Source organism: Flavobacterium sp. KH_001, from assembly GCF_057840745.1.
This window is the reverse complement of the sequence record NZ_CM174520.1, coordinates 4,459,335-4,480,993: the sequence shown is the minus strand read 5'-3', so window position 1 is coordinate 4,480,993 and position 21,659 is coordinate 4,459,335. Positions and strand designations below refer to the sequence as shown.

The window sequence follows — 21,659 nt, the reverse complement described above, 5'->3', positions numbered from 1 at the left end:
TTTATCATATTGCCAAAAACCTGAGCTCGATTATTGATGAATCGTACTCAGGTTATTTAAAAACAACTTTATGTTAGGGAAAGAATTATGAATTTCTTTCCCTTTTATTTTAGTTCAAATTTACTGGTAAGACCTTCATTAGAATTCCAGCCGACCATGATATTGAACAAACCAGGTTCTACTAAAAAATTACCTTCATTATCATAAAAACCAAGTTCCTTCTCTGTCAATGTAAATTGAACTGTTTTAGTTTCTCCCTTTTTTAGTGTAATAAGTTCAAAACCTTTTAATTCTTTAAGGGGTCTCACTACACTTGCAACAGGATCATTTATATACAATTGAACCACTTCTTTTCCGTCAAAATTTCCTGTATTGGTAACGTCAACGCTAACTTGAATTTTTTCTCCTTTTGCAAAAGTTGTTTTATTCAATTTCAAATTTTTATAATCAAACTTCGTATAGCTTAATCCAAAACCAAAAGGGAATTGAGGTGTTTTTTCGACATCCATATAATGTGACCAAAAAACATTTTTATCACTATCAATTGGTCTTCCTGTACTGTATTTGTTGTAATAAATTGGAACCTGACCCACATTTCTCGGGAATGACATTGTCAATTTTCCGCTTGGGTTGTAATCGCCATATAAAACCTGAGCAACTGCATTACCTGTTTGAGTTCCTAAATGCCAGGCTTCTACAATTGAAGGAATATGTTCTGCCGCCCATGGAATAGAAAGCGGACGACCGTTATTTAAAACTAAAACGATATTCGGATTTACTTTGTAAATTTCTTCTAATAATTCCTGTTGAACTCCAGGTAAGTTTAAATCGGTTCTGCTTCGGGCTTCTCCGCTTTGAAAACCGTATTCACCTAATACCATTACCACGACGTCAGCATTTTTTGCTGCCGTTTTTGCCGCTTCAAAACCGCTTTTATCTGTTGTATTGAAAACGGTTTCTGTAAGGAAAGTAGCTTTTTGCGAAAGCAAATCGGCACCTTTTTCAAAAGTCAATTGATTGTCTTTGTATTGCTGCATTCCTTCTAACACCGAAATAGCAGTATTATCATCCGCTGCGATTCTCCAGCTTCCTAACGGACTGTTTTTATCATTTGCCAAAGCGCCGATCAAAGCAATTTTTTGTCCGGATTTTTTCAGCGGTAATAGATTCTTCTCATTCTTCAATAAAACAATTGATTTCTTTGCCATGTCTAAAACCCCGTCATTATTGGCTTTGTTTCCAACAACTTCTTTTTCTCGCTTTTCGTCGCAGTATCTGTACGGATCATCAAATAAGCCTAATTCAAATTTTACACGCAAAATTCTGCGAACGGCATCATCGACCAATGCTTCTTTTACTTTTCCTTCTTTTACAAGTCCAACTAACTTTGCCACATATAAATATGATTCCATATCCATATCAGAACCTGCATTGACCGCTTTCGCTGTTGCATCGGCTTCGTCTTTTGCATAACCGTGTGCAATCATTTCGCGAATAGAAGCATAATCTGAAACCACAAATCCGTCAAACTTCCATTTCCCTTTTAAAATATCTCTTTGTAAAAAGGTATTTCCTGTCGCCGGAATTCCATTCAAAGTATTAAACGAATTCATAAACGTACGAATTCCCGCTTGTATAGTAGCTTCAAAAGGAGGGAAAACGGAGTTGTATAATTTCGAAGTACTTATGTCTACACTATTATATTCTAATCCAGCTTCAACAAAACCGTATGCTGCAAAGTGTTTTGCACAAGCCGCAATTGTATTTACTTTAGCCAAATCAGCAACATTTTCTCCCTGAAAACCTTTTACTCTAGCGTAGCCTATTTTACTTCCCAAATATGGATCTTCACCAGCACCTTCCATCACACGTCCCCAGCGTGCATCATTTGAAACGTCAACATTGGGTGCAAATGTCCAGTTAATTCCAGATGCTGAAGCCTCAGCTGCTGCAATTGCTGCCGATTTTTTAATAGCTTCCAAATCCCAGCTTGACGCTTCTGCCAGTGGAATAGGGCTTAACGTCTTATAACCGTGAATAACATCAAAACCAATTATCAATGGAATTCCCAAACGGGTTTCTTCTACAGCGATTTTCTGTACGGCACGAACTTCTTTTACACCTCGAACAGTAAGCATTGATCCAACCATACCTTTTCTTAAGTGTTCGTATTTTAATTCAGCGCTGCCGCCTTTTGGCGCGGGTCCGGTCACATCCCAAAAGCCATTATATTGGTTCATTTGCCCTACTTTTTCTTCTAAAGTCATTTCTTTCATCAAAAGTGAAATCCGATCTTCAATCGGTTTATTGGCATCCAGATGTTTTTTTGTTTGTGCATATCCGTTTCCAAAAAGGATTAGAAATAAAAAGACATATTTTTTAATTTGTTTTTTAATCATTGTGGTTTTGGTTTTTATAGAAGTTATTAAATTATGTAAAGCATTATTTTTGCCGATTTAATTATCGCTTATAGAATTCAAAACTTTTGAGTATTCAAATCTGTACAATTTTTTGGATTGTAAATGTAGTTTTACAGTAGTACCAATAGTAATACATTTGAAGCATTCTCTAAAACAAATGATGCAATACGCAGCGTCAATGCTAATAAAATAGAGAGATTTCTAATAAATCTTTTAGCTTCAATGCTACTGGGGAAAAACCTAACTATAGGATTCTTTTAAGAGATTGGGCAAGTTTTAATTTTAGATCTAAAAAAAGCACTAATAAAAAATAAGCTCTTTTGGAATTGATATATTTCAAATTAGAGTTAGGAAATCTATATGATCTTTTTTGATGATCTATAAGCATTGAAAGTGATTTAATGCAAAAGCTGGAAGATTCTATTTTTATTTTTTAATGACAGTTTCTCACTTCAAATAGGGAAGTCTGGAATTTGAATTTTAAAAATATACTATTTGATGTCAATTGAACTTATTTTTCCGTCATAAATGAAAATCAAAATTAACTCATATTCAAATATGAATTATAAATTAAAACGTGCAAAATAATAAATAAATGACTTTTTTTTATAAAATTAAAAACTAAATTATCTGTATTATTGCTTATTATTGTGCTTTCTACAAAAAACTAAAAAACGTATCTTATCTTGAAATATTTTGTGCTGCAATTTATACTGTTAGTGGGGCTTCCTTTAATGGGGTGGTCGCAAGAATATGCAGTTAAATTTCTTGATACCCCAAATGGTTTATCTCATACTTCAATACGATCAATATTTCAGGATAGTGACGGGTATATGTGGTTTGGTACTTACGATGGCTTAAACAGGTATGATGGCTATAATTTTAAAGTTTATCGAAATAGTGTTAAGGATGCAAAATCATTGCGATTTAATAATATTTATTATATCGAGGGAGATTCAAAGAAAAATATTTGGGTCGGAGGCTCCAATGGAGTTTGCGTTTATAATAAAAGCAATGCTACCTTTTATCCCGTTCAATATCGTTTTGCTAATAGTAAACCAAAAGTACTCAAGGATATTATTCGTCAGATAAAATCGGTTTACAAAGAACAGGTATTGGTAGGTACACAAAATTTAGGGTTACTTCTGTTTGAGAACGGATCCTTTACCGGTAGAAATATACCCCTTGAAGGATTAAATAATAAAGATATTAAATACAAATACGATGCTATGGTTCTCGAAGAGGACAAGGGTAAAGGTTATTGCTGGGTGTATGTTAGGAATGTGGGTATTTGTAAATATGATTACCATTCAAAAAAATTGAAGGTGCTCTTTTCTTTATCCATGGACGTGGAATCGATGCAGGTTTCTTTAGATCATAATCTTTGGTTGGGTACCGATGAGGGGCTCTATCTTTTGAACACCAAATCTGGTTTGCTTTCCCATAATTATTTTTCAGAAAAATGTACTGTTACCGATATTCTTTTAGATAAGAAAAAAGAATTGTGGCTTGCCACAGATGGCTGTGGTATTTATAAGGTCGTAGGTGAAAGTAAAAAAGCGGTAGCCTATAATTCAGTGCGCGATCATCAACTTTTAAAGAGTAATTCCATCGAGTGTTTGTATGAAGATACAGCAGGAAACAAATGGATTGGAACCCTGCGCGGAGGTATAAGCATGTTGAGTGGTACGCCAAAATATTTTAAAAGTATTCGCTATAATGCCGTAGGGAATGATCCTACAGAGAATTTTATTCTCTCATTTTGTGAAGATGAAAAAAACAATATTTGGATAGGAACTGATGGGGCAGGTTTAAAGTATTGGGACAGAAAGAATAATTCCTATGTAAAATATCCCAATAAACTCTCAAGTGGTTTTATTACCAGTATTATAAGAGACAACAATAATGATATATGGCTGTCTACCTGGGCAGGTGGTATAAACCGTATTAATTCTGATCGTACTGTAAGTCATTTTTCTTGTTATAATCCGTACACAAAACATATCGAGAAAAATATATGGTTGGTTTACAAGGATTCTAAAGGAAATATTTGGGCCAGTGCTACTAATGAAGGTTTTTTATATCTCTTTGACAGGAGTAAAAATAATTTTCTGCTTTACGATCGGGGAATTGATAATTTGCAATGCCTTACAGAGACTAGTGATGGCAAACTCTGGGGAGGAAATTACACCTCTTTGGTTGTTATTGACAAAGAAAAAAGAAAACACAGCCGGATCAGTGTTAGTAATCCGGTTCGCTGCATACTTGAAGATAAAAGTAAAAACCTCTGGGTTGGTACCCAGGAAGGAGGGTTGCTGTTATTTGATCGCAAAGTAAAAACGTTTAAACGTCTGACCACCGAAGATGGTTTGCCTTCAAATACAATTTTAAGATTACTCGAAGACAAAAAAGGGAATTTATGGATGAGTACCTATAATGGTATTTGCAGATTAGACTGGAAAAGGAAAATATTTAGGAATTTTTCGGTAAATGACGGACTTCAAAATAATCAGTTTAGTTTTAATGCCGGATTAAAATTAGCTTCCGGAGAATTTCTATTTGGTGGAATAAACGGATTTAATGTCTTTTTTCCTGAAAAAATTAAAGAGTTCAACCAGAAGAACAACGTAGTACTCTCCGATTTTTATGTAAACAACAAGCCTATTGAGGAAAGTTCAAAGGAATTAATCTCAACGTGGGATTGCGGTAAGATCAAAATGGTAAAGCTGCCCTATGACCAAACTACCCTATCAATAGAGTTTGTCGCGTTGGATTTTAATGATGCTGATAAAATAAAGTATGCGTACTTTCTCGAGGGTTGGGACAATCGCTGGACTTATGCCGGGCAGATACGAAAAGCAAATTATTCGAGATTACCCGAGGGAAAATATACGTTTAAGGTAAAGACAACCAATTTTAAAGGAGGCTGGAACGAAGAAGCAAATCTTATTACAATAGTGGTTATGCCGCCGTGGTATAGGGCTTGGTGGGCTTATATTTTATACTTATTTGCTCTTGTTGCAATTGTGTTTGCCTACATAAAATACAGTAAAAATAAGGAAAATCTAAAGTACAAAGTAAAAATTGCTGAATTAGAAAGCAAGAAAGAAAAGGAAATTGCGGAGAAGCAATCTTCAATGTTTACTTATATCTCACACGAGTTTCGTACGCCGCTTTCACTCATCATAAATCCACTGAAAAAGGCCGTTCAAAAAGAAAGTGTGCAAAATGGCTCTTCAGGAAGCGATTTAGCGATTGCTCATAGAAATGCACGAAGACTTCTGAGTCTGGTGGATCAATTATTGCTTTTTCGTAAAGCTGAAAATGATGCTGATTCGCTCAGATTGTCAACGATTAATGTAAATAGCCTTTGTAATGAGGTGTATCAATGTTTTGTTAATCAGGCAAAAGATAAGAACATCAAGTACGATCTTAGTTTGCCGGATCATACTATTGAAATTATCGGAGATTATGAAAAAATTGAAATTTCATTATTTAATTTAATGTCTAATGCTTTTAAATATACTGCTGCAGGAGGCGAAATTAAACTAAAACTTACGGAAAATGATGCTGAGGTTTTTCTTGAAATTGCAGATAATGGTAAGGGAATCGAAGAAAAGAATATGGAGGTTATCTTCGAAAAATTCAGGCAAATAAATTCAAAAGTATCCGTTGGGACAGGTTTTGGAATTGGGCTTTATATTGTTAAGTATTTTATCGAAAAACATAAAGGAACCGTAAGTTGTACCAGTGAAATCGGAAAAGGGAGTATATTTAAATTGACATTCTTAAAAGGAGGAAATCACTTTGAAGGTGCTGAAATTATCAATATTGTTAATCAAAGAAGTCAATTGCTTAATGAGCTTCTTGGTGATGAAACAGATGAGGATCATAATTCGGTTTCAGCTGCTGTTTCAGAAAATGATATCCATAAAATAATGTTGACAGACAAACGTACTGTTTTGATTATTGATGATAATGCTGAAATAAGAAACTATTTGATCAAATTGTTTTCAGATGTCTATATTGTTTATAGTGCAGAAAATGGCGAAGAAGGCCTGAAATTGACTAAAAGACACATGCCGGATTTAGTAATAAGTGATATTACAATGGAGGAATTAGATGGTCTGGAGTTGTGTAGAAGAATAAAAGAAAATAATGCGTTGTCTCATATTCCGGTTATCTTATTAACGGCATCAAAAAATCCAGAAACACATCTTCAGGGAATAAGCGATGGTGCTGATGATTATATTACAAAACCATTTGATGATGATATGCTCGTGGCGCGGGTAGATTCTTTATTGAGGAATCGAAGTAATTTGCGTAAATACTTTTTGGAGAGCATAACCCTGAAAGAAAATACACAGAAAGTTCCTGTTGAATATCAGGATCTATTAGAAAAATGTATCGATATTGTGGAATCCAATATTCATAAAAGAGATTTTAAGATTAAAAATTTTGCAATGGAAATGGGAATGAGCCATAGTATGCTGTATACCAAAATTAAAATCATTTCGGGAGAGACTTTAAATTCCTTTATTCGCTCTGTTCGCCTAAGAAGAGCCGCTATGCTAATGTTAACAAAAGATATTAATATTGCCCAAGCTAGTGCTGAGGTTGGTTTTGAAGATCCTAAATATTTCAGACAGCAATTTGTAAAGTTATTTGGAATGACGCCCTCAGAGTATATCAAAAAATATAAGAGTTCTTTTAATGCTGATACCAATATTGTCAAATAAGGTTCTTGTATTTTTTCGTTTGTAATTATGACTTGTTTTAGAACTTGAAAATTGATGTTCACTTTTGCTTTGAAAGTAACAAGTCCGGACTCAGCTGTCCTTCTGCCGGGTAAAGGGTGTAATATAGAGGTGTAGGATGCTACTTAGCATCTGCGACTATATTGTCTAAAAGAAAAATACTTTATTGGACCGGTTGTTTTGTCTTAAACTTCTATGCTATTAAGTCGTCTACGAATGTTCTCCTGTTTTTTTACCGGGAGTAAATGGGGTTGTAAATATCTTTTTTAAATAGCATACGGAAATGAATCCTGGATTTGCCATTTTAGAAGCAAATCGTATTGAACTTTTAATTCCGCATCAATATGAAGTATTTGCTTAAGGGTAATTTGCTCATGTGTTTTTAGTAGAAACAAGCCTTTTAAAATGATTTTTAAGTAATTATTTTTTGTGTAAAAAAATGGCTGTATTTTTTAATAGTATTAAATTTTAATGCTAAAATAAAATGAATAACGAATTTAACCTCCTTTTTTCTTGAATTTACCCCCCATAAATGCTTTTCACTACACATTACTTTGCATTAATAATTAGTTCCGGGAAGCGAAAAAATGCATTTAGAATAGTAACTTAAAAGTGTGTTTTTTACGGTTAATTAATTCACAATTCGATGTGCCGGTTTTTTTTGAAAGAGAAATACTAAAAGAATATATAATGAAGACCATTTTAAATTGTGCAAATCCACCTTAAATAAATACTATAATAATTCTTCGGAAAATGAAGCAAAATAAAAGAACCTCTAAGAATGAATTTAAAACCTCTATTTCAAGGTCGGTTCTATAGAGAAACTATCATTTTTTGCTTCCTATTAAAGAAGAAATAAAATTATAATTACTAACCAATAACCAATTTTAAAACTATGAATTTATGAAAAACAAAAAAAATGTCAGTCGAATGAAAAATACCAAATTTTTCATAAAACTTAAACTCGCACTTTCGGTTTTTGTTTTAATCTCATCGCTTGGTATGCAAGCACAAAATGTTATTAAAGGAACTATACAAGAAAGCAAAACAGGTCAGAAAATTCCAGGTGTTACTGTAACAGTAAAAGGAACTTCAAATAGCACAGTAACCGATTTTGACGGAACTTATAAAATAAGTGTAGCAAATCCACAAAGCACACTTGTATTCTCCTACATTGGTTTTACTACTGTCGAGGAGGCGATCAATAACCGAACGGTTATAGATGTTGCACTAAATGAAGAGAGTAATGCATTGAATGAAGTGGTAATAATTGGATACGGAAGCGTGAAAAAAAGCGGTGCTACAGGTGCTATTAGTAGTCTGAAGGCAAAACAATTAGATGCCCAGAGTAATACCAACCTGGGTAGTGCTATTCAGGGAAAGGTGGCAGGAGTTTCTGTAGAAGCTGCAGGAGGAAGTCCTGGTTCGGGAACCAGAATTCAGATCAGGGGGGCAGGTTCATTAAACAATAACAATCCTTTGATTTTAGTGGATGATATTCAGGTATCCTCCATGAATAGCTTAAGTCCAAATGATATTGAGTCCATCGAGGTTTTAAAAGATGCCGCTGCTGCTGCAATTTACGGCTCAAGAGCTGCAAATGGTGTAATTATTATTACCACAAAGACTGGAAAAAAAGGCGACATCAAAGTGTCTTTGGATGTCTTTGGAGGAGTGGCCAGTGTAACCAAACAATTGGATTTGTTGAATCAGGAAGAGTGGGCAAAAGTAAGTAATGCAGCATACAGTGCAGCTGGAAAAGCACCATTACCTATTGCACTTAATCCTGAAGTAGGCGGAGCCGGAGTAGATTATCAAGATGAAATATTCAGAGCGGCACCTACGCAAAATTATTCGTTAGGTTTTTTAGGAGGATCCGATAAGTTAAAATACAGTATGTCTTTGAATTATTACAATCAGGAGGGAATTATCAAAGAAACTAATTACGAGCGTTTCAATATCAGGGTAAAATCAGATTATAAAAAAGGGATATTCAAGATTGGAGAGACCATTTTATTGACCAAAGAAAAAAGAAAAGAATTGCCTGGTGTACCTGGACAGGGAAGAAACGTGCTGGGTAGTGCTATTACAATGATTCCCGGATTTGCAATATACGATGAGGATGCCGTTGGAGGATATGGCGGGGCTTCTGGTCCTGTAACAGATATCTTTAATCCGGTAGCAGCATTAAATCTTCTTGATGTCACCAGCGATACCTATCAAGCCTTGCTGAATACTTATCTTGAGGCTACCTTTTTTGAAGGTTTCAAATACAAATTAAATCTTGGAGCAACAGTTTCAGATTATAAAAGAGACAATTATACACCTAGATATGAGGTAGGAGGCTTCTTTAAAAACTTAGATAACGACTTGTCTCACTTAGATGAATTTAATCTTTACACTCAGGTCGAAAATACTTTAAACTATACTAAGTCTTTTGGGAAAAATTACGTAAATGCTTTGGTGGGATATACTGTTTATAACAATACCTTCAAATCAGTAACAAGCTCTGTGAGTGGTTTACCGGATAATATATACACGCTTTCCGGAGCTGTACAGCCTGCTGCCAGTGGTTACAATTTAGAGAATAATTTGGTTTCGTATTTAGGTCGTGTGATCTATTCTTATGATGATAAATATAGCTTGTCGGCCACTATCAGACGTGATGGATCCTCTCGATTCTCTCCTGATAACAAATGGGGTAATTTCCCGTCTGTTTCCGCAGCGTGGGGTATTGGAAAAGAAACCTTCTTTACGAATTTAAAAACGCCAATATCAGATTTAAAAATTCGTGCCAGTTATGGTGTATTAGGAAATCAGGAAATAGGGGATTACCAATATTTAGGATTAATTACTTCAGGGATCAGTTACGGAGTTGGAGAGCCAAATACATTATGGAACGGAAATATTCAAACGAATTCTCCTGCGGTAGATTTAAAATGGGAAGAAACAGCTACCTCAGACATTGGATTGGATCTTGATATGTGGCAGGGTAAAGTGCAATATACTTTTGATTATTTCAAAAAACAAACCTCTGATTTACTGTTAAGAGTGCCTATTCCATTGTCAGTTGGATCCAGCAACAATCCTTATACCAATGCTGGAAATGTAACCAACAAAGGATATGAAATGAGCCTGACATACAATGAAAAAATAAAAGATTTTAATTTCAGTATCACCGGAAATTTCTCAAGTATAAAAAATAACGTAGATGAGTTAAGTACGGGAAGTCAGGTTGTAGAAGGATCAAGCGGATCTTTCCATGGTGCTCCGGTTACCTATACTAAAGTGGGTTATCCTATTTATTCTTTCTTTCTGGTACAGACTGACGGATTATTTAGATCTCAGGCAGAGATTGATGCACACAGTAAAAATGGAACATTGATTCAGCCGAATGCACAAGTTGGAGATATACGCTATATTGATTATAATGGAGACGGAGAAATTAACGGAGAAGACAGACAATATAGAGGAAGTGCTTTTCCTAAGTTTGAATATGGAATGCGTTTTCAAGGAGATTGGAGAGGTCTTGATTGTACTATAGCCCTACAAGGAACTTCAGGGAATAAAATTTATAATGGAAATAACACAGATCTTGAAACAGTAAGATCAAATATCAATTATGCTAGTTCCACTTTAGACTCCTACACTTTTAATCCAAATTCAAATTTTCCGAGGCTGGATATTGATGATAAAAACAATAATAGTGCAGATTATTCAGATCGATTTCTGGAAAACGGTTCTTATCTGAGAATCAAAACGGTTCAGATTGGATATACGATACCAAATAGTATAACTAAACAAGTAGCTGTCGATAAATGTAGAATTTATTTTGCAGGAGATAACCTTTATACGTTTACTAAATATTCAGGTTATAACCCGGATGTATCAGCAGATGCATTAGGGGGGCGTGGTATTGATTACAAATCATATCCACTAAGTAAGACGATCCTTTTTGGTTTGCAAATTAACTTTTAACTAGATAAAAATGAAAAAGAAATCCATTATAATATATCTAATGACAGGACTTGTGGTTTTAAGTTCATGTGATACCAATCTTGAATTAGAGAATCCAAGTCAACAAACAAATACTTCTTTTTGGAAAACTCCCGAAGATCTTGAATCCGGAGTAGCTACGATCTACAATACGCTGGTAGACAATAATAATGCTGGCTATTGGGAAATACAGGCCATGCAGCTCAAGGAGAATAGAACTGAAAATTTTGTAGCAAGAAATGACGTGCAAGACCGTTATTCTGTTTCCTTTTTTAAGAATGATGCTGGTAACAAGCTAACTGCAGAAATATTTAAAACCTTGTATATTGGGATTTTTCGTGCCAATCAGGTAATTAGTTATGCACCACAGATCCAAAATATTGATCAGACCAAAAGAGAGCAACTAGTAGCAGAAGCTACTTTTCTAAGAGGATTGAATTATTTTAATTTGGTTAACGAGTTTGGAGCTGTGCCCATTACAACTGAATTAATACAAACGCAGTCGGATTATTTTAAATCAAAAGCAACTGAGGCGGAAGTTTGGAATCAGGTTATCGCCGATTTTCAGTTTGCAGCCAATAGTGCTTTGCCGGAAATTTATCCTGTAGCGCAAAGAGGAAGAGTAACCAAAAATACGGCTATCGCCTTTTTAGGTAAAACTTATCTGTATATGAAAGATTATGCAAAGGCCGAGGAGCAGTTTACTAAATTGGTAAATAATGAAGGCACAAATGGCTATGGTCTTGTGGATAATTACGCTGAATTATTTGATGGCAAACATGAAAACGGTAAGGAATCTGTTTTTGAAATTCAATTTAGCAAAGTAGGTGGTTCGACTATTTGGGGCGGAACTCCGGCAGAAAGAACAAGAGCGACTACCATGGCGCAGGAATGTGCCCCTGGTGAAGTGGGAGGATGGAACGAATTATTGCCAACGACAGTATTATTAAATGCAATGACAAAAGAGAAAACGGTGACAGGCGCATTTGATCCCCGAGCACTAGCTACTTTGGCTTGGAACTATCCTGGATGTGTTTTTTATAATGCAGATTTTGCTACTAAGTTTGGCGCAGACGCGATTTGGATTAGAAAAAATCAAAATTGGTGGAACAACGACGAAGGCGATTGGAAATCTGAATTGAATGAATTTGCAATGCGTTATGCCGATGTACTTTTAATGCTTGCCGAGGCAAAAACAATGCAGGGAAAGGTAGCAGAGGCAATACCATTGGTTAAGAGAATTAGAGATAGAGCTAAATTGGCCGATATTTCAATGACCGGATGGTCTAAAGATCAAATGATGACAGAGATTATGCATCAAAGAAATATTGAATTTGCCCGCGAGGGTCTTCATTTCTTCGACTTAAGAAGATGGGGAATACTAGAGCCTGTAATAACAGCCAGTCAAAGGGGCGACCTTTTCACTACCAAATTCTCCTATTATCCAATTCCACAGAGTGAATTGAATAATAATCCTAATATGACTCAAAACTCACCGTGGTAAGTGGGTTGGTAATGTGTTTAATTAGTTAGTTTATTGCTGAGTTTGACAAATGATTGATGGTATTGAATCAGTCATTTGTCATCTCTTTTTATGATGTTGCCATTTCAATTGGTTTTTGCCTGTGATACGTTTAAAAACCAGCAAAGGCCTAACTAGTAAGTTATAAACATTGAGAATGATAAATTTTGATGATGTCTATTTGAAAATATTTTATATGAAAAAAAATACAATTTTAACCTATATTTTTGCCCTGTCTTCCTTAGTGGTCAATGCACAAGAGAAGCCTGCAAATAACGATTGGGAAAACCCGGCTGTCTTTGAGATCAATCGTGAAGCTGCGCGGGCAGCATTCCTACCTTATGCAGACGAATCTTCTGCAATTGCTGATGAATACACCCGTTCACCCTGGTTTTTAGCTTTAGACGGACAGTGGAAATTTAATTGGTCTCCCACACCGGATGAACGCCCGAAAGATTTTTTTAAAACCGATTTTAACACCACCAACTGGAAAGAAATTGCAGTACCTTCCAACTGGGAATTAATGGGTTATGGTATTCCTATTTATACTAACATAACTTATCCATTTGTTAAAAATCCACCCTTTATAGACCATGCAGATAATCCTGTTGGGTCCTACAAACGTACTTTTGAACTACCGGAAAATTGGAATGCGCGCCGTGTTTACCTGCATTTTGAAGCTGGAACCTCAGCTATGTATATTTGGGTAAATGGACAAAAAGTAGGCTATAGCGAGAATACAAAAAGCCCTTCGGAATTTGATATCACAAAATATGTAAAAGCGGGTAAAAATCAAGTCGCTATAGAGGTATATCGTTGGAGTGATGGCTCGTATTTAGAGGATCAGGATTTTTGGCGTTTGTCCGGGATTGATCGCAGTGTCTATCTTTATAGTACTTCTAATACTCGTATAGCAGATTTCTTTGCACGCCCGGATCTTGATGCTTCTTATAAAAACGGAAGCCTGTCTGTAGATGTCAAGGTAAAGAACTTCAATACAGCGGCAAAAAACAATCAAACTATCGAAGCCAAATTAGTAGATGCAGCAGGAAAAGAAGTTTTTAAGAAAGAAATAAAAATAAATGTAGGAGCCAATTCAGCGCAATCTGCTACACTCACTGAAAATGTTACGACACCTAAATTATGGAGTAATGAAACGCCCAATTTATATACATTATTACTTACACTAAAAGACGAGAACGGAAAGTTTATTGAAACGGTTGCTACTCAGGTTGGCTTTAGAAAAGTAGAATTAAAAAATGGGCAGTTATTAGTAAACGGTATTCGAATTATGGTTCATGGAGTGAATATTCATGAGCATAATCCTAAAACGGGACATTATCAGGATAAGGAAACGATGATGAAAGATATCAAATTAATGAAACAATTAAACATTAATGCGGTACGTTGTAGTCATTATCCAAATAACTTGTTGTGGGTAAAATTATGCAACAAATACGGGTTGTTTTTAGTGGACGAAGCCAATATTGAAACGCATGCAATGGGAGCTGAATTACAAGGTCCATTTGATCAGAGCAAGCATCCCGCTTATCTTCCGCAATGGAAAGCAGCTCATATGGATCGTATCTATAGTTTGGTTGAACGGGATAAAAATCAACCATCCATTATCCTTTGGTCATTAGGAAATGAATGTGGTAACGGCCCTGTTTTTCACGAGGCTTATAACTGGGTAAAAAATAGAGATAAAACCAGATTGGTTCAATTCGAGCAGGCAGGAGAACAGGAAAACACCGATGTGGTTTGTCCGATGTATCCTACTATGGATTATATGAGAGAATATGCCAAACGAAAAGATGTAAAACGCCCCTTTATCATGTGTGAATATGCACACTCGATGGGAAATAGCAATGGTAATTTTCAGGAATATTGGGATGTTATCCGCAGCAGTAAAAATATGCAGGGCGGGTTTATTTGGGACTGGGTTGATCAGGGATTTGAGGTAACAGATGAAGTGGGACGAAAATATTGGGCCTATGGTGGTGATTTAGGAGGTCAGAATTATACCAATGATGAAAACGGTTGTAATGATGGACTAGTTTGGCCAGATCGTACACCGCATCCAGGTGCTTTTGAAGTAAAAAAAGGTTATCAGGACATCCTTTTCACCAGTGTTGATCCGTCAAAAGGAATTATTGAGGTAGAAAATGGATTTGGTTATACCAACCTTAATGAATATGTTTTTAAATATGAAGTCTTAAAAAACGGTCTGCTTATTAAATCCGGTACCCTTGACATTGACCTTGCTCCACAATCTAAAAAACAGCTTCAGATCGAGTTGCCCAAAATAACGACCGAAGATGGGGTGGAATACCTTTTAAATGTTTACGCTTTCACCAAATATGGCACTGAAGTTTTGCCTCAAAATTTTGAAGTGGCGCGTGAACAATTTTCAATAGGCAGCGGAAATTACTTTGTCAAATCAGCAATTAAAGGCGCAAAACCACTTGTTAAAGAGACTAAGGACCTGATTACGCTGACTGCTGGTGGTGTGGAAGTAGCCATAGATAAGAAAACAGGTTTGATGCAACAATACAAAGCTAATGGGGAGTATTATTTCAATCAAATGCCAGTCCCTAATTTTTGGCGTGCCCCTACAGATAATGATTTTGGTAATAATATGCCAGTAATCAGTAACGTATGGAGAGCGGTGGGGAGATTTAATAATGCAGATGCAATTGAAGTTAAGGAAGAATCGGGTAAAGCAATTGTCGTAGCCAAGCTCTTTTTAAAAGACGTAGCTTCTGTTTATACCATTACCTACACGATGTCTGCCGATGGAAGTTTTTCCTTGTTAAATTCATTTAAGGCAGGAACGAATGAGTTACCGGAGATGCCTCGTTTTGGTATGCTGTTCTCCCTTAAAAAAGAACTGGATAATTTTTCTTATTATGGAAGAGGTCCATGGGAGAATTATCAGGATAGAAATACCGCTTCCCTGAAAGGGATTTATCAAAGTAAAGTTGCGGATCAATATGTACCTTACAGCCGCCCTCAGGAGAATGGATATAAAACGGATGTTCGTTGGTTAACACTGACTAATAACTCCGGAAATGGTATTGAAATAGAAGGTTTGCAGCCATTAAGTGTAAGTGTCTTAAATAATTATCCGGAAGATTTTGATCCGGGGCTGACAAAAAAATACCGTCATACCAATGATATAACGCCGCGACATGAGGTGGTTCTGTGTGTTGATTTAGCCCAAAGAGGCCTTGGTGGTGATACAAGTTGGGGTGCTCTTCCTCATGAACAATACCAATTAAAGAATAAGGAATATAGCTATGGTTTTGTTATTAAAGCTATAAAGAAATAAAATACAGGCAGGGGACCTGAAATTTTTTGTTCACATGCAAAGTTTCAAGCAGTAAGCTGTTGGCTAATGAAACTTTAATTTTTATTACAAAGCATTGGTTTTGCTAATGGATTCCCAATCATAATTTGCTTAACCTCTGCTTTTAGAAATAACTAAAGCCTGATTAACTTCTTGTTTAATCAGGCTTAGTTGTTTTTATTAATGAAATTTTTATCCTCATCCTGAGGTTGAGTACTACACGAGTAATCAGGATTACTAAATATTGTTTAGGTGAATTGTTTTCCTTAATCCATGCATATTATTTAGAACATCTGTTGTCATTTATATTTTTGAAATACTTCATAACATCTCAGAGACGTAATGTTAATACAATGTTTTATAATCGGAACATTTTATTAATGTAACCGTAACCTTATCGACCTACCCTGATTTCTAATTTTGAAGACATATAATAAAACAACACACTGTACTATATGTCATTTTTAAAATTAAGAATACATCAAAAAAAAATAATGAGAGTTGGTACTTTTACTACCCTCGTACATTCAGTAAATAATGCAAAACAAATGTGTTATGTATAAGAAGTTTACTGATGAAGAACTTGTTGAATTATTACGACAAGGGAAGGACAAAGCGTTTGATGAATTGTACTTTCGGTATCGGGATGTATTGGTTCGCTTTGTTTATATGCGAATGAAATCTGTTCCGGTTTCTGAAGAAATTGTTCAGGAGGTTTTTACTACGATTTGGGAACGTCGAAAGACTTTAGTTATTCAAAAGAATTTTTCAGCTTATATCTACACTTCAGTTCGATATATGACTTTAGATTATATAAAATCACATACTATTACCGACCAATATATCAAGGAGGTTGTGGAGAGAAGCAATAATGAGTATAGCAGTACTAGTACAACTGAAGCTTCTATTTACTATGAAGAGCTACAAGAAGCGGTAGATAAAGCCACTTCCTTACTTCCCAAAAAATCCAAAGAAGTTTTTATTCTGAGTCGCATTAAACACTACACTAATAAAGAGATAGCCCAAGAGCTTAATGTTTCGCACGAAACCGTAAAATATCATATTGCTTATGCGTTAAAATTTATGCGAAACTATTTGGGCGAATTCAACTAACAACAGATTTACAAATTTAAGGTGTACGCTTTTTTTTCTTAACAAAAGCGTAACCTTATCAACCTACCTGAAATCAACATTTCCAAGACATACTAATAAAGAGTTAAACAAATTATAATGCTTAAAAATTTACATCAGGATATAAAGCTTTTTTTAGAAGGTAAGCCTTCCTTAAAAGGAGAAGAAATATGGAATAACTGGTACGATAACCAAAAAGACTTTTTTGATCCTACTGTAATTATTGAATCTGATCGTTCAAAATTAAAAATGGAAATCAGACAAATAAAGAAATCAAAGAAGGTATTTTTTCTTCAGAATAAAAATTGGGCTATAGCAGCTTCTCTGTTATTATTTATGGGGCTTTCCTTTTTTGTTTATCAATCATCTGTAAGCACAATTACGAAACAATATGCTACAAAGTCAGGAGAACACGCTAAAATAATACTAAGTGACGGAACTAAAATTTGGTTAAATGCAGGAAGTCGTTTAAAATATCCTGCCCAATTTAAAGGAGATACACGAGAAGTTTATTTAACCGGTGAAGCTTTTTTTGATGTGGCGAAGGATAAAAAACATCCTTTTATTATTCATACAGATAAAATGGACACCAAAGTTTTAGGAACCAGTTTTAACGTTCAGGCATATCCGGATCATACTACACAAGAGGTTTCTGTTTTAACCGGAAGAGTAAATGTAAAATCGATTGTTACCGAAGAGAATGTGTATGTAACTCCCGGCCAGAAAGTGGTTTTTAAATCGCAAAGTAACAAGCTGAAAGCCTTTACGGATATTCCGGTGAACTCCATTTCACTATGGCGAAAAAACATCATTGTTTTTGAAGATGCTCCTTTGCCAGAAGTCATTGCAACAATTAATCGCAACTATAATGTAACGATCGAAGTCGGAAACAAGAATTTAAACAATTTAAAAATTAGCGCCTATTTCAAAGAACTTCCTGTTGATGAGGTTGTTGCTTTAGTGTGCAATATCATAAATGCTGATTATAAAATGGAATCGGGAACTTACATCATACGATAACTTTTTAAAATCAAATGAATTCATCTACGTAGAAAACCAATCATAATCAAGAACAATTAAAAACTAAAAACATGACTAAAAAGCAAATGCGGTTTGTCCAAAACTGTCAGAGCATTAAAAAATCTGTACTGATCAAAGCACTTCTTTTTGTGGCTTTATTTTTTATCGGATTAACAGCAAAAGCAGCCAGCGTAGATATCGGTAAGAGAGTTACTTTAAGAGTAGAGAATGAAAGTATCAAAAATGTTTTTCAGAAAATAGAAAAGCAGGCTGATGTACATTTTATGTATGAAACCAATCAGGTTAATACCAATCAAAAGATTAGTTTAAAACTGAATAATGTCACAATAGAGCAGGCATTAGATAAAATATGCAGTAATTTTTCGCTGAAGTATGAAATTGTAAGCAATAATATAGTCATCAAAAAAAGCCACAAAATTTCTGATGCAAGTCAGAATAAAATCAGCATTTCAGGAACGGTTTACGGTGCTAATGATGGAATGCCACTGCCGGGTGTTGGTATTAAAGATAAAGGTTCTGATGCTGCGGCAACGACAGATTTTGATGGGACTTTTAAAATTGAAATAAATGCATCTGAAGCCATTCTTATTTTTTCGTATGTTGGATATGTTAATCAGGAGGTGAAAGTGACAGCGGCCGATAAAAACATCACGATCAAATTAGTAGCCGATGTGAAACAACTGCAAGAAGTTGTAGTTATGGGGTATGGAAGTGTAAAAAAGAGTGAAGTCTTAGGATCTGTAGGATCTGTTTCTATGAAAGAAACTTCAAGCAGAACATACAACAGTGCTGCAGAATTACTACAAGGTACAGTTGCGGGTGTTACGGTGCTTAGTAATGGTGGTGACCCAACGGCTGAACCTACAATTAATATTCGCGGAATTGGTTCTTTGAATGCCGAAACGCCTTTGATCGTTCTGGACGGAATTATCTACAGTGGTTCTTTGAATACCTTAAATCCAAATGACATTGCTTCAATAAGTGTTTTGAAAGATGCGGCTTCTGCGGCAATTTACGGTGCAAGAGCTTCTGGTGGTGTAATTTTAATTACTTCTAAAAAAGGAGTTTCGGAGCGTATTAATCTAAATGTAAACTATCAGGGAGGTTTTCAAAACGTAGCCAAAAAACTTGATGTTCTTAATGCAGCTGAATATGCTGATGCTATGAACTTAGCCAGAGACAATGCAGGTATGCCAAGAATTCCTGCTTTTGATCCTGCATTTGAACCAACTGCGAGAACTACAAAAACAAACTGGATGGATGAAATTTTTCATACAGGTGAAATTCAGGATTTGTCCCTTTCTATAAACGGTAAAACAGAAAAATCTAATTTCTTTGTTTCTGGAAGTTATAGAAAAAATGAAGGGATTTTATTAAATACTTTTGGTGAACGTTATACAGCAAGAGCAAACTCCTCTTTTAAATTAGCGACAAATTTTACTATTGGAGAAAATTTATCTTATTCGTTAACTAACGGTCAGAGTGCCAATACATCAAGCGGCTATACAGGAGCAATTTTGGGAGCCATTTTTTATCCGCCAAATGCAACCATATATAGAGAAGATGGTTCAGGACAATTTGGTGGAGTTCCGGAGAAATATATTGGTTCTTATGGAGATGTTATCAACCCTGTTGCTTATTTGAAGAGACTGGATAACAGAAATCCTGTGTCGACCATTTTGATCAATCCTTATGCAGAATGGGAAATTATCAAAGGTTTGAAAATAAAAACAAACTGGGGTTACACCAGAATTCAGGATAATGCAAAAGATTTTACAGTAAAAATTACAGAGCCTGGAAAAATATTTGACTTTAACAGATTAACGCAAAAGTCAATTACAACCACTGATTTATTAGGGGAGCAAACAATTTCTTACGAAAAATCTTTTGGCAAACACAATTTCAAAGCTTTAGCCGGATATACCTATCAGGAAACAAAGAGAGAATTTTATACGGTTGAAGGAACAGGTTTTGATAACGAAGATCCATCGCAGCGTTATTTGCTAAATGCAAAATTAATTCAGCAAACAGCAGCAGGATTTTCTGATGAAATTATTTCATCTTATGTTGGAAGGTTAAATTACGATTTTAATCAAAAATATTTATTCTCAGGAATTGTTCGCCGTGACGGAACTTCAAAACTTTTATCAGAGAATCGCTGGAAAGTTTACCCTTCTGTTTCTGCAGGTTGGTTAATTTCTGAAGAAGAATTTATGAAAAATATTACCCCAATCGTAAGCAATTTAAAACTGCGTGCAAGCTGGGGGCAAATAGGAAATTTAGGAAATCTTGGACCTTATCAATTTAGTGTACCATTGAATCAGACTCAGGCTTTGATTGGGTCAACTCCGGTAATTAATTATGGTTATGCCGAAGGGGAATTATCAAATCCTAACTTAAAATGGGAAAGCTCAGAGCAGACAAACATTGGTTTGGATTTTACAATGTTAAACAATACCCTGATCGGATCTGTAGATGCGTATGTAAAAAAGAACAAAGACATGTTGGTTCGTGATCAGCTTCCGGGTGTCTCAGGAACTCCACAAGGTAGAATTGTAAATTCTGGAGATGTTGAAAATAAAGGTATTGAAGCTAGTTTGACGTATCAAAAAACGCGTGGAGAATTTAAGTTTGATGTAACCGCAAATGCTGCATTTTTAAGTAATAAAATTGTTTCTATTAAAGATGGTTTAACTTCTCTGGAACCTTTAAATATTAGCCGCGTTCGTAGTTTGCCTTTAGCCAATATTTATCAGGTTGGGAGCCCGGTTGGGGCTTATTACGGATACGCTACAGACGGATTGTTTCAAAGTAATGCCGATGCAAAAGCATATGTAAATAGTTCTGGTACAGTTTATCAGCCAAATGCAGTTGCAGGAGATATTAAATTTAAAGATGTAAACGGAGATGGTGTTATCAATAATAGTGACAGAGTAGTACTTGGAAATCCGTTTCCAAAAACAACGTACAGTTTAAATGCCAACTTTAGATATAAAGGTTTTGATATGAATGTTTTCTTTAACGCAGCAGCAGGAAACAAGATGTTTAATGCCGTAAAATATACTGGTCTAAATGCTTCTTTCCCTGGATATAATTTATTGGCAGATTCTAAAAATGCATGGTCGCCAACAAATACAGATACCAATATTCCGGTTCTTTCCTCAACAGATAACAACAATAACTTCGGGAGAATCTCTGATTTTTACATTGAAGATGCTTCGTTCATAAGATTAAAAAACGTATCGATTGGTTATACGGTTAAAGAAAATTGGCTGAACGGAAAAGCGAAACTGAGATTCTTTATTTCGGGACAAAATTTATTTACAATTACAAATTACTCTGGAATGGATCCTGAAGTTGGTCTTAGCAACTTTGGTCTGGACTTAGGTAAATACCCACTTTCTCGTATTTATATGACGGGTGTAAATGCTACTTTTTAAAAA

8 protein-coding genes are annotated in these 21,659 nt (G+C 35.3%); 7 read left to right on the top strand and 1 reads right to left on the bottom strand.

Features of this window, described 5'->3' with window-relative positions; translation table 11 throughout:
* Positions 1-104 precede the first annotated feature (104 nt).
* Positions 105-2,399 (bottom strand): beta-glucosidase BglX, encoded by a 2,295-nt coding sequence (bglX, locus tag AC3ITQ_RS19105; RefSeq protein ID WP_489235723.1) that lies wholly within the window; start codon positions 2,397-2,399, stop codon positions 105-107.
* 707 nt (positions 2,400-3,106) lie between these two features.
* Here bglX and AC3ITQ_RS19100 point away from each other — a divergent pair.
* From AC3ITQ_RS19100 to AC3ITQ_RS19070, 7 genes are all read left to right on the top strand, one after another.
* Entirely contained in the window at positions 3,107-7,159 is a 4,053-nt protein-coding gene (locus AC3ITQ_RS19100) for a hybrid sensor histidine kinase/response regulator transcription factor (protein WP_489235722.1), read from the top strand.
* A 921-nt stretch (positions 7,160-8,080) separates the two neighbouring features.
* Complete coding sequence (locus tag AC3ITQ_RS19095) at positions 8,081-11,155, top strand: SusC/RagA family TonB-linked outer membrane protein (RefSeq protein ID WP_489235721.1); 3,075 nt, start codon at positions 8,081-8,083, stop codon at positions 11,153-11,155.
* Positions 11,156-11,165: 10 nt separating this feature from the next.
* Complete coding sequence (locus AC3ITQ_RS19090; protein WP_489235720.1) at positions 11,166-12,677, top strand: RagB/SusD family nutrient uptake outer membrane protein; 1,512 nt, start codon at positions 11,166-11,168, stop codon at positions 12,675-12,677.
* A gap of 175 nt (positions 12,678-12,852) precedes the next feature.
* The gene (gene lacZ / locus AC3ITQ_RS19085) at positions 12,853-16,026 is read left to right on the top strand and encodes a beta-galactosidase, LacZ type (protein ID WP_489238953.1); all 3,174 of its coding nucleotides are present in this window, start codon (positions 12,853-12,855) and stop codon (positions 16,024-16,026) included.
* 573 nt (positions 16,027-16,599) lie between these two features.
* Positions 16,600-17,157 (top strand): RNA polymerase sigma-70 factor, encoded by a 558-nt coding sequence (locus AC3ITQ_RS19080; RefSeq protein ID WP_489235719.1) that lies wholly within the window; start codon positions 16,600-16,602, stop codon positions 17,155-17,157.
* A gap of 117 nt (positions 17,158-17,274) precedes the next feature.
* A complete protein-coding gene (locus tag AC3ITQ_RS19075; protein ID WP_489235718.1) occupies positions 17,275-18,195 on the top strand; it encodes a FecR family protein in 921 nt (306 codons plus the stop codon).
* Positions 18,196-18,266: 71 nt separating this feature from the next.
* Entirely contained in the window at positions 18,267-21,656 is a 3,390-nt protein-coding gene (locus tag AC3ITQ_RS19070; protein WP_489235717.1) for a SusC/RagA family TonB-linked outer membrane protein, read from the top strand.
* Positions 21,657-21,659 lie beyond the last annotated feature (3 nt).

What these genes read in the sequence shown, in the direction of transcription:
- AC3ITQ_RS19080 (WP_489235719.1), top strand. Translation starts at nt 16,600, where the DNA reads ATGTATAAGAAGTTTACTGATGAAGAACTTGTTGAATTATTACGACAA.
- AC3ITQ_RS19095 (WP_489235721.1), top strand. Translation starts at nt 8,081, where the DNA reads ATGAAAAACAAAAAAAATGTCAGTCGAATGAAAAATACCAAATTTTTC.
- AC3ITQ_RS19075 (WP_489235718.1), top strand. Translation starts at nt 17,275, where the DNA reads ATGCTTAAAAATTTACATCAGGATATAAAGCTTTTTTTAGAAGGTAAG.
- AC3ITQ_RS19090 (WP_489235720.1), top strand. Translation starts at nt 11,166, where the DNA reads ATGAAAAAGAAATCCATTATAATATATCTAATGACAGGACTTGTGGTT.
- lacZ (WP_489238953.1), top strand. Translation starts at nt 12,853, where the DNA reads ATGATAAATTTTGATGATGTCTATTTGAAAATATTTTATATGAAAAAA.
- AC3ITQ_RS19070 (WP_489235717.1), top strand. Translation starts at nt 18,267, where the DNA reads ATGACTAAAAAGCAAATGCGGTTTGTCCAAAACTGTCAGAGCATTAAA.
- bglX (WP_489235723.1), bottom strand. Translation starts at nt 2,399, where the DNA reads ATGATTAAAAAACAAATTAAAAAATATGTCTTTTTATTTCTAATCCTT.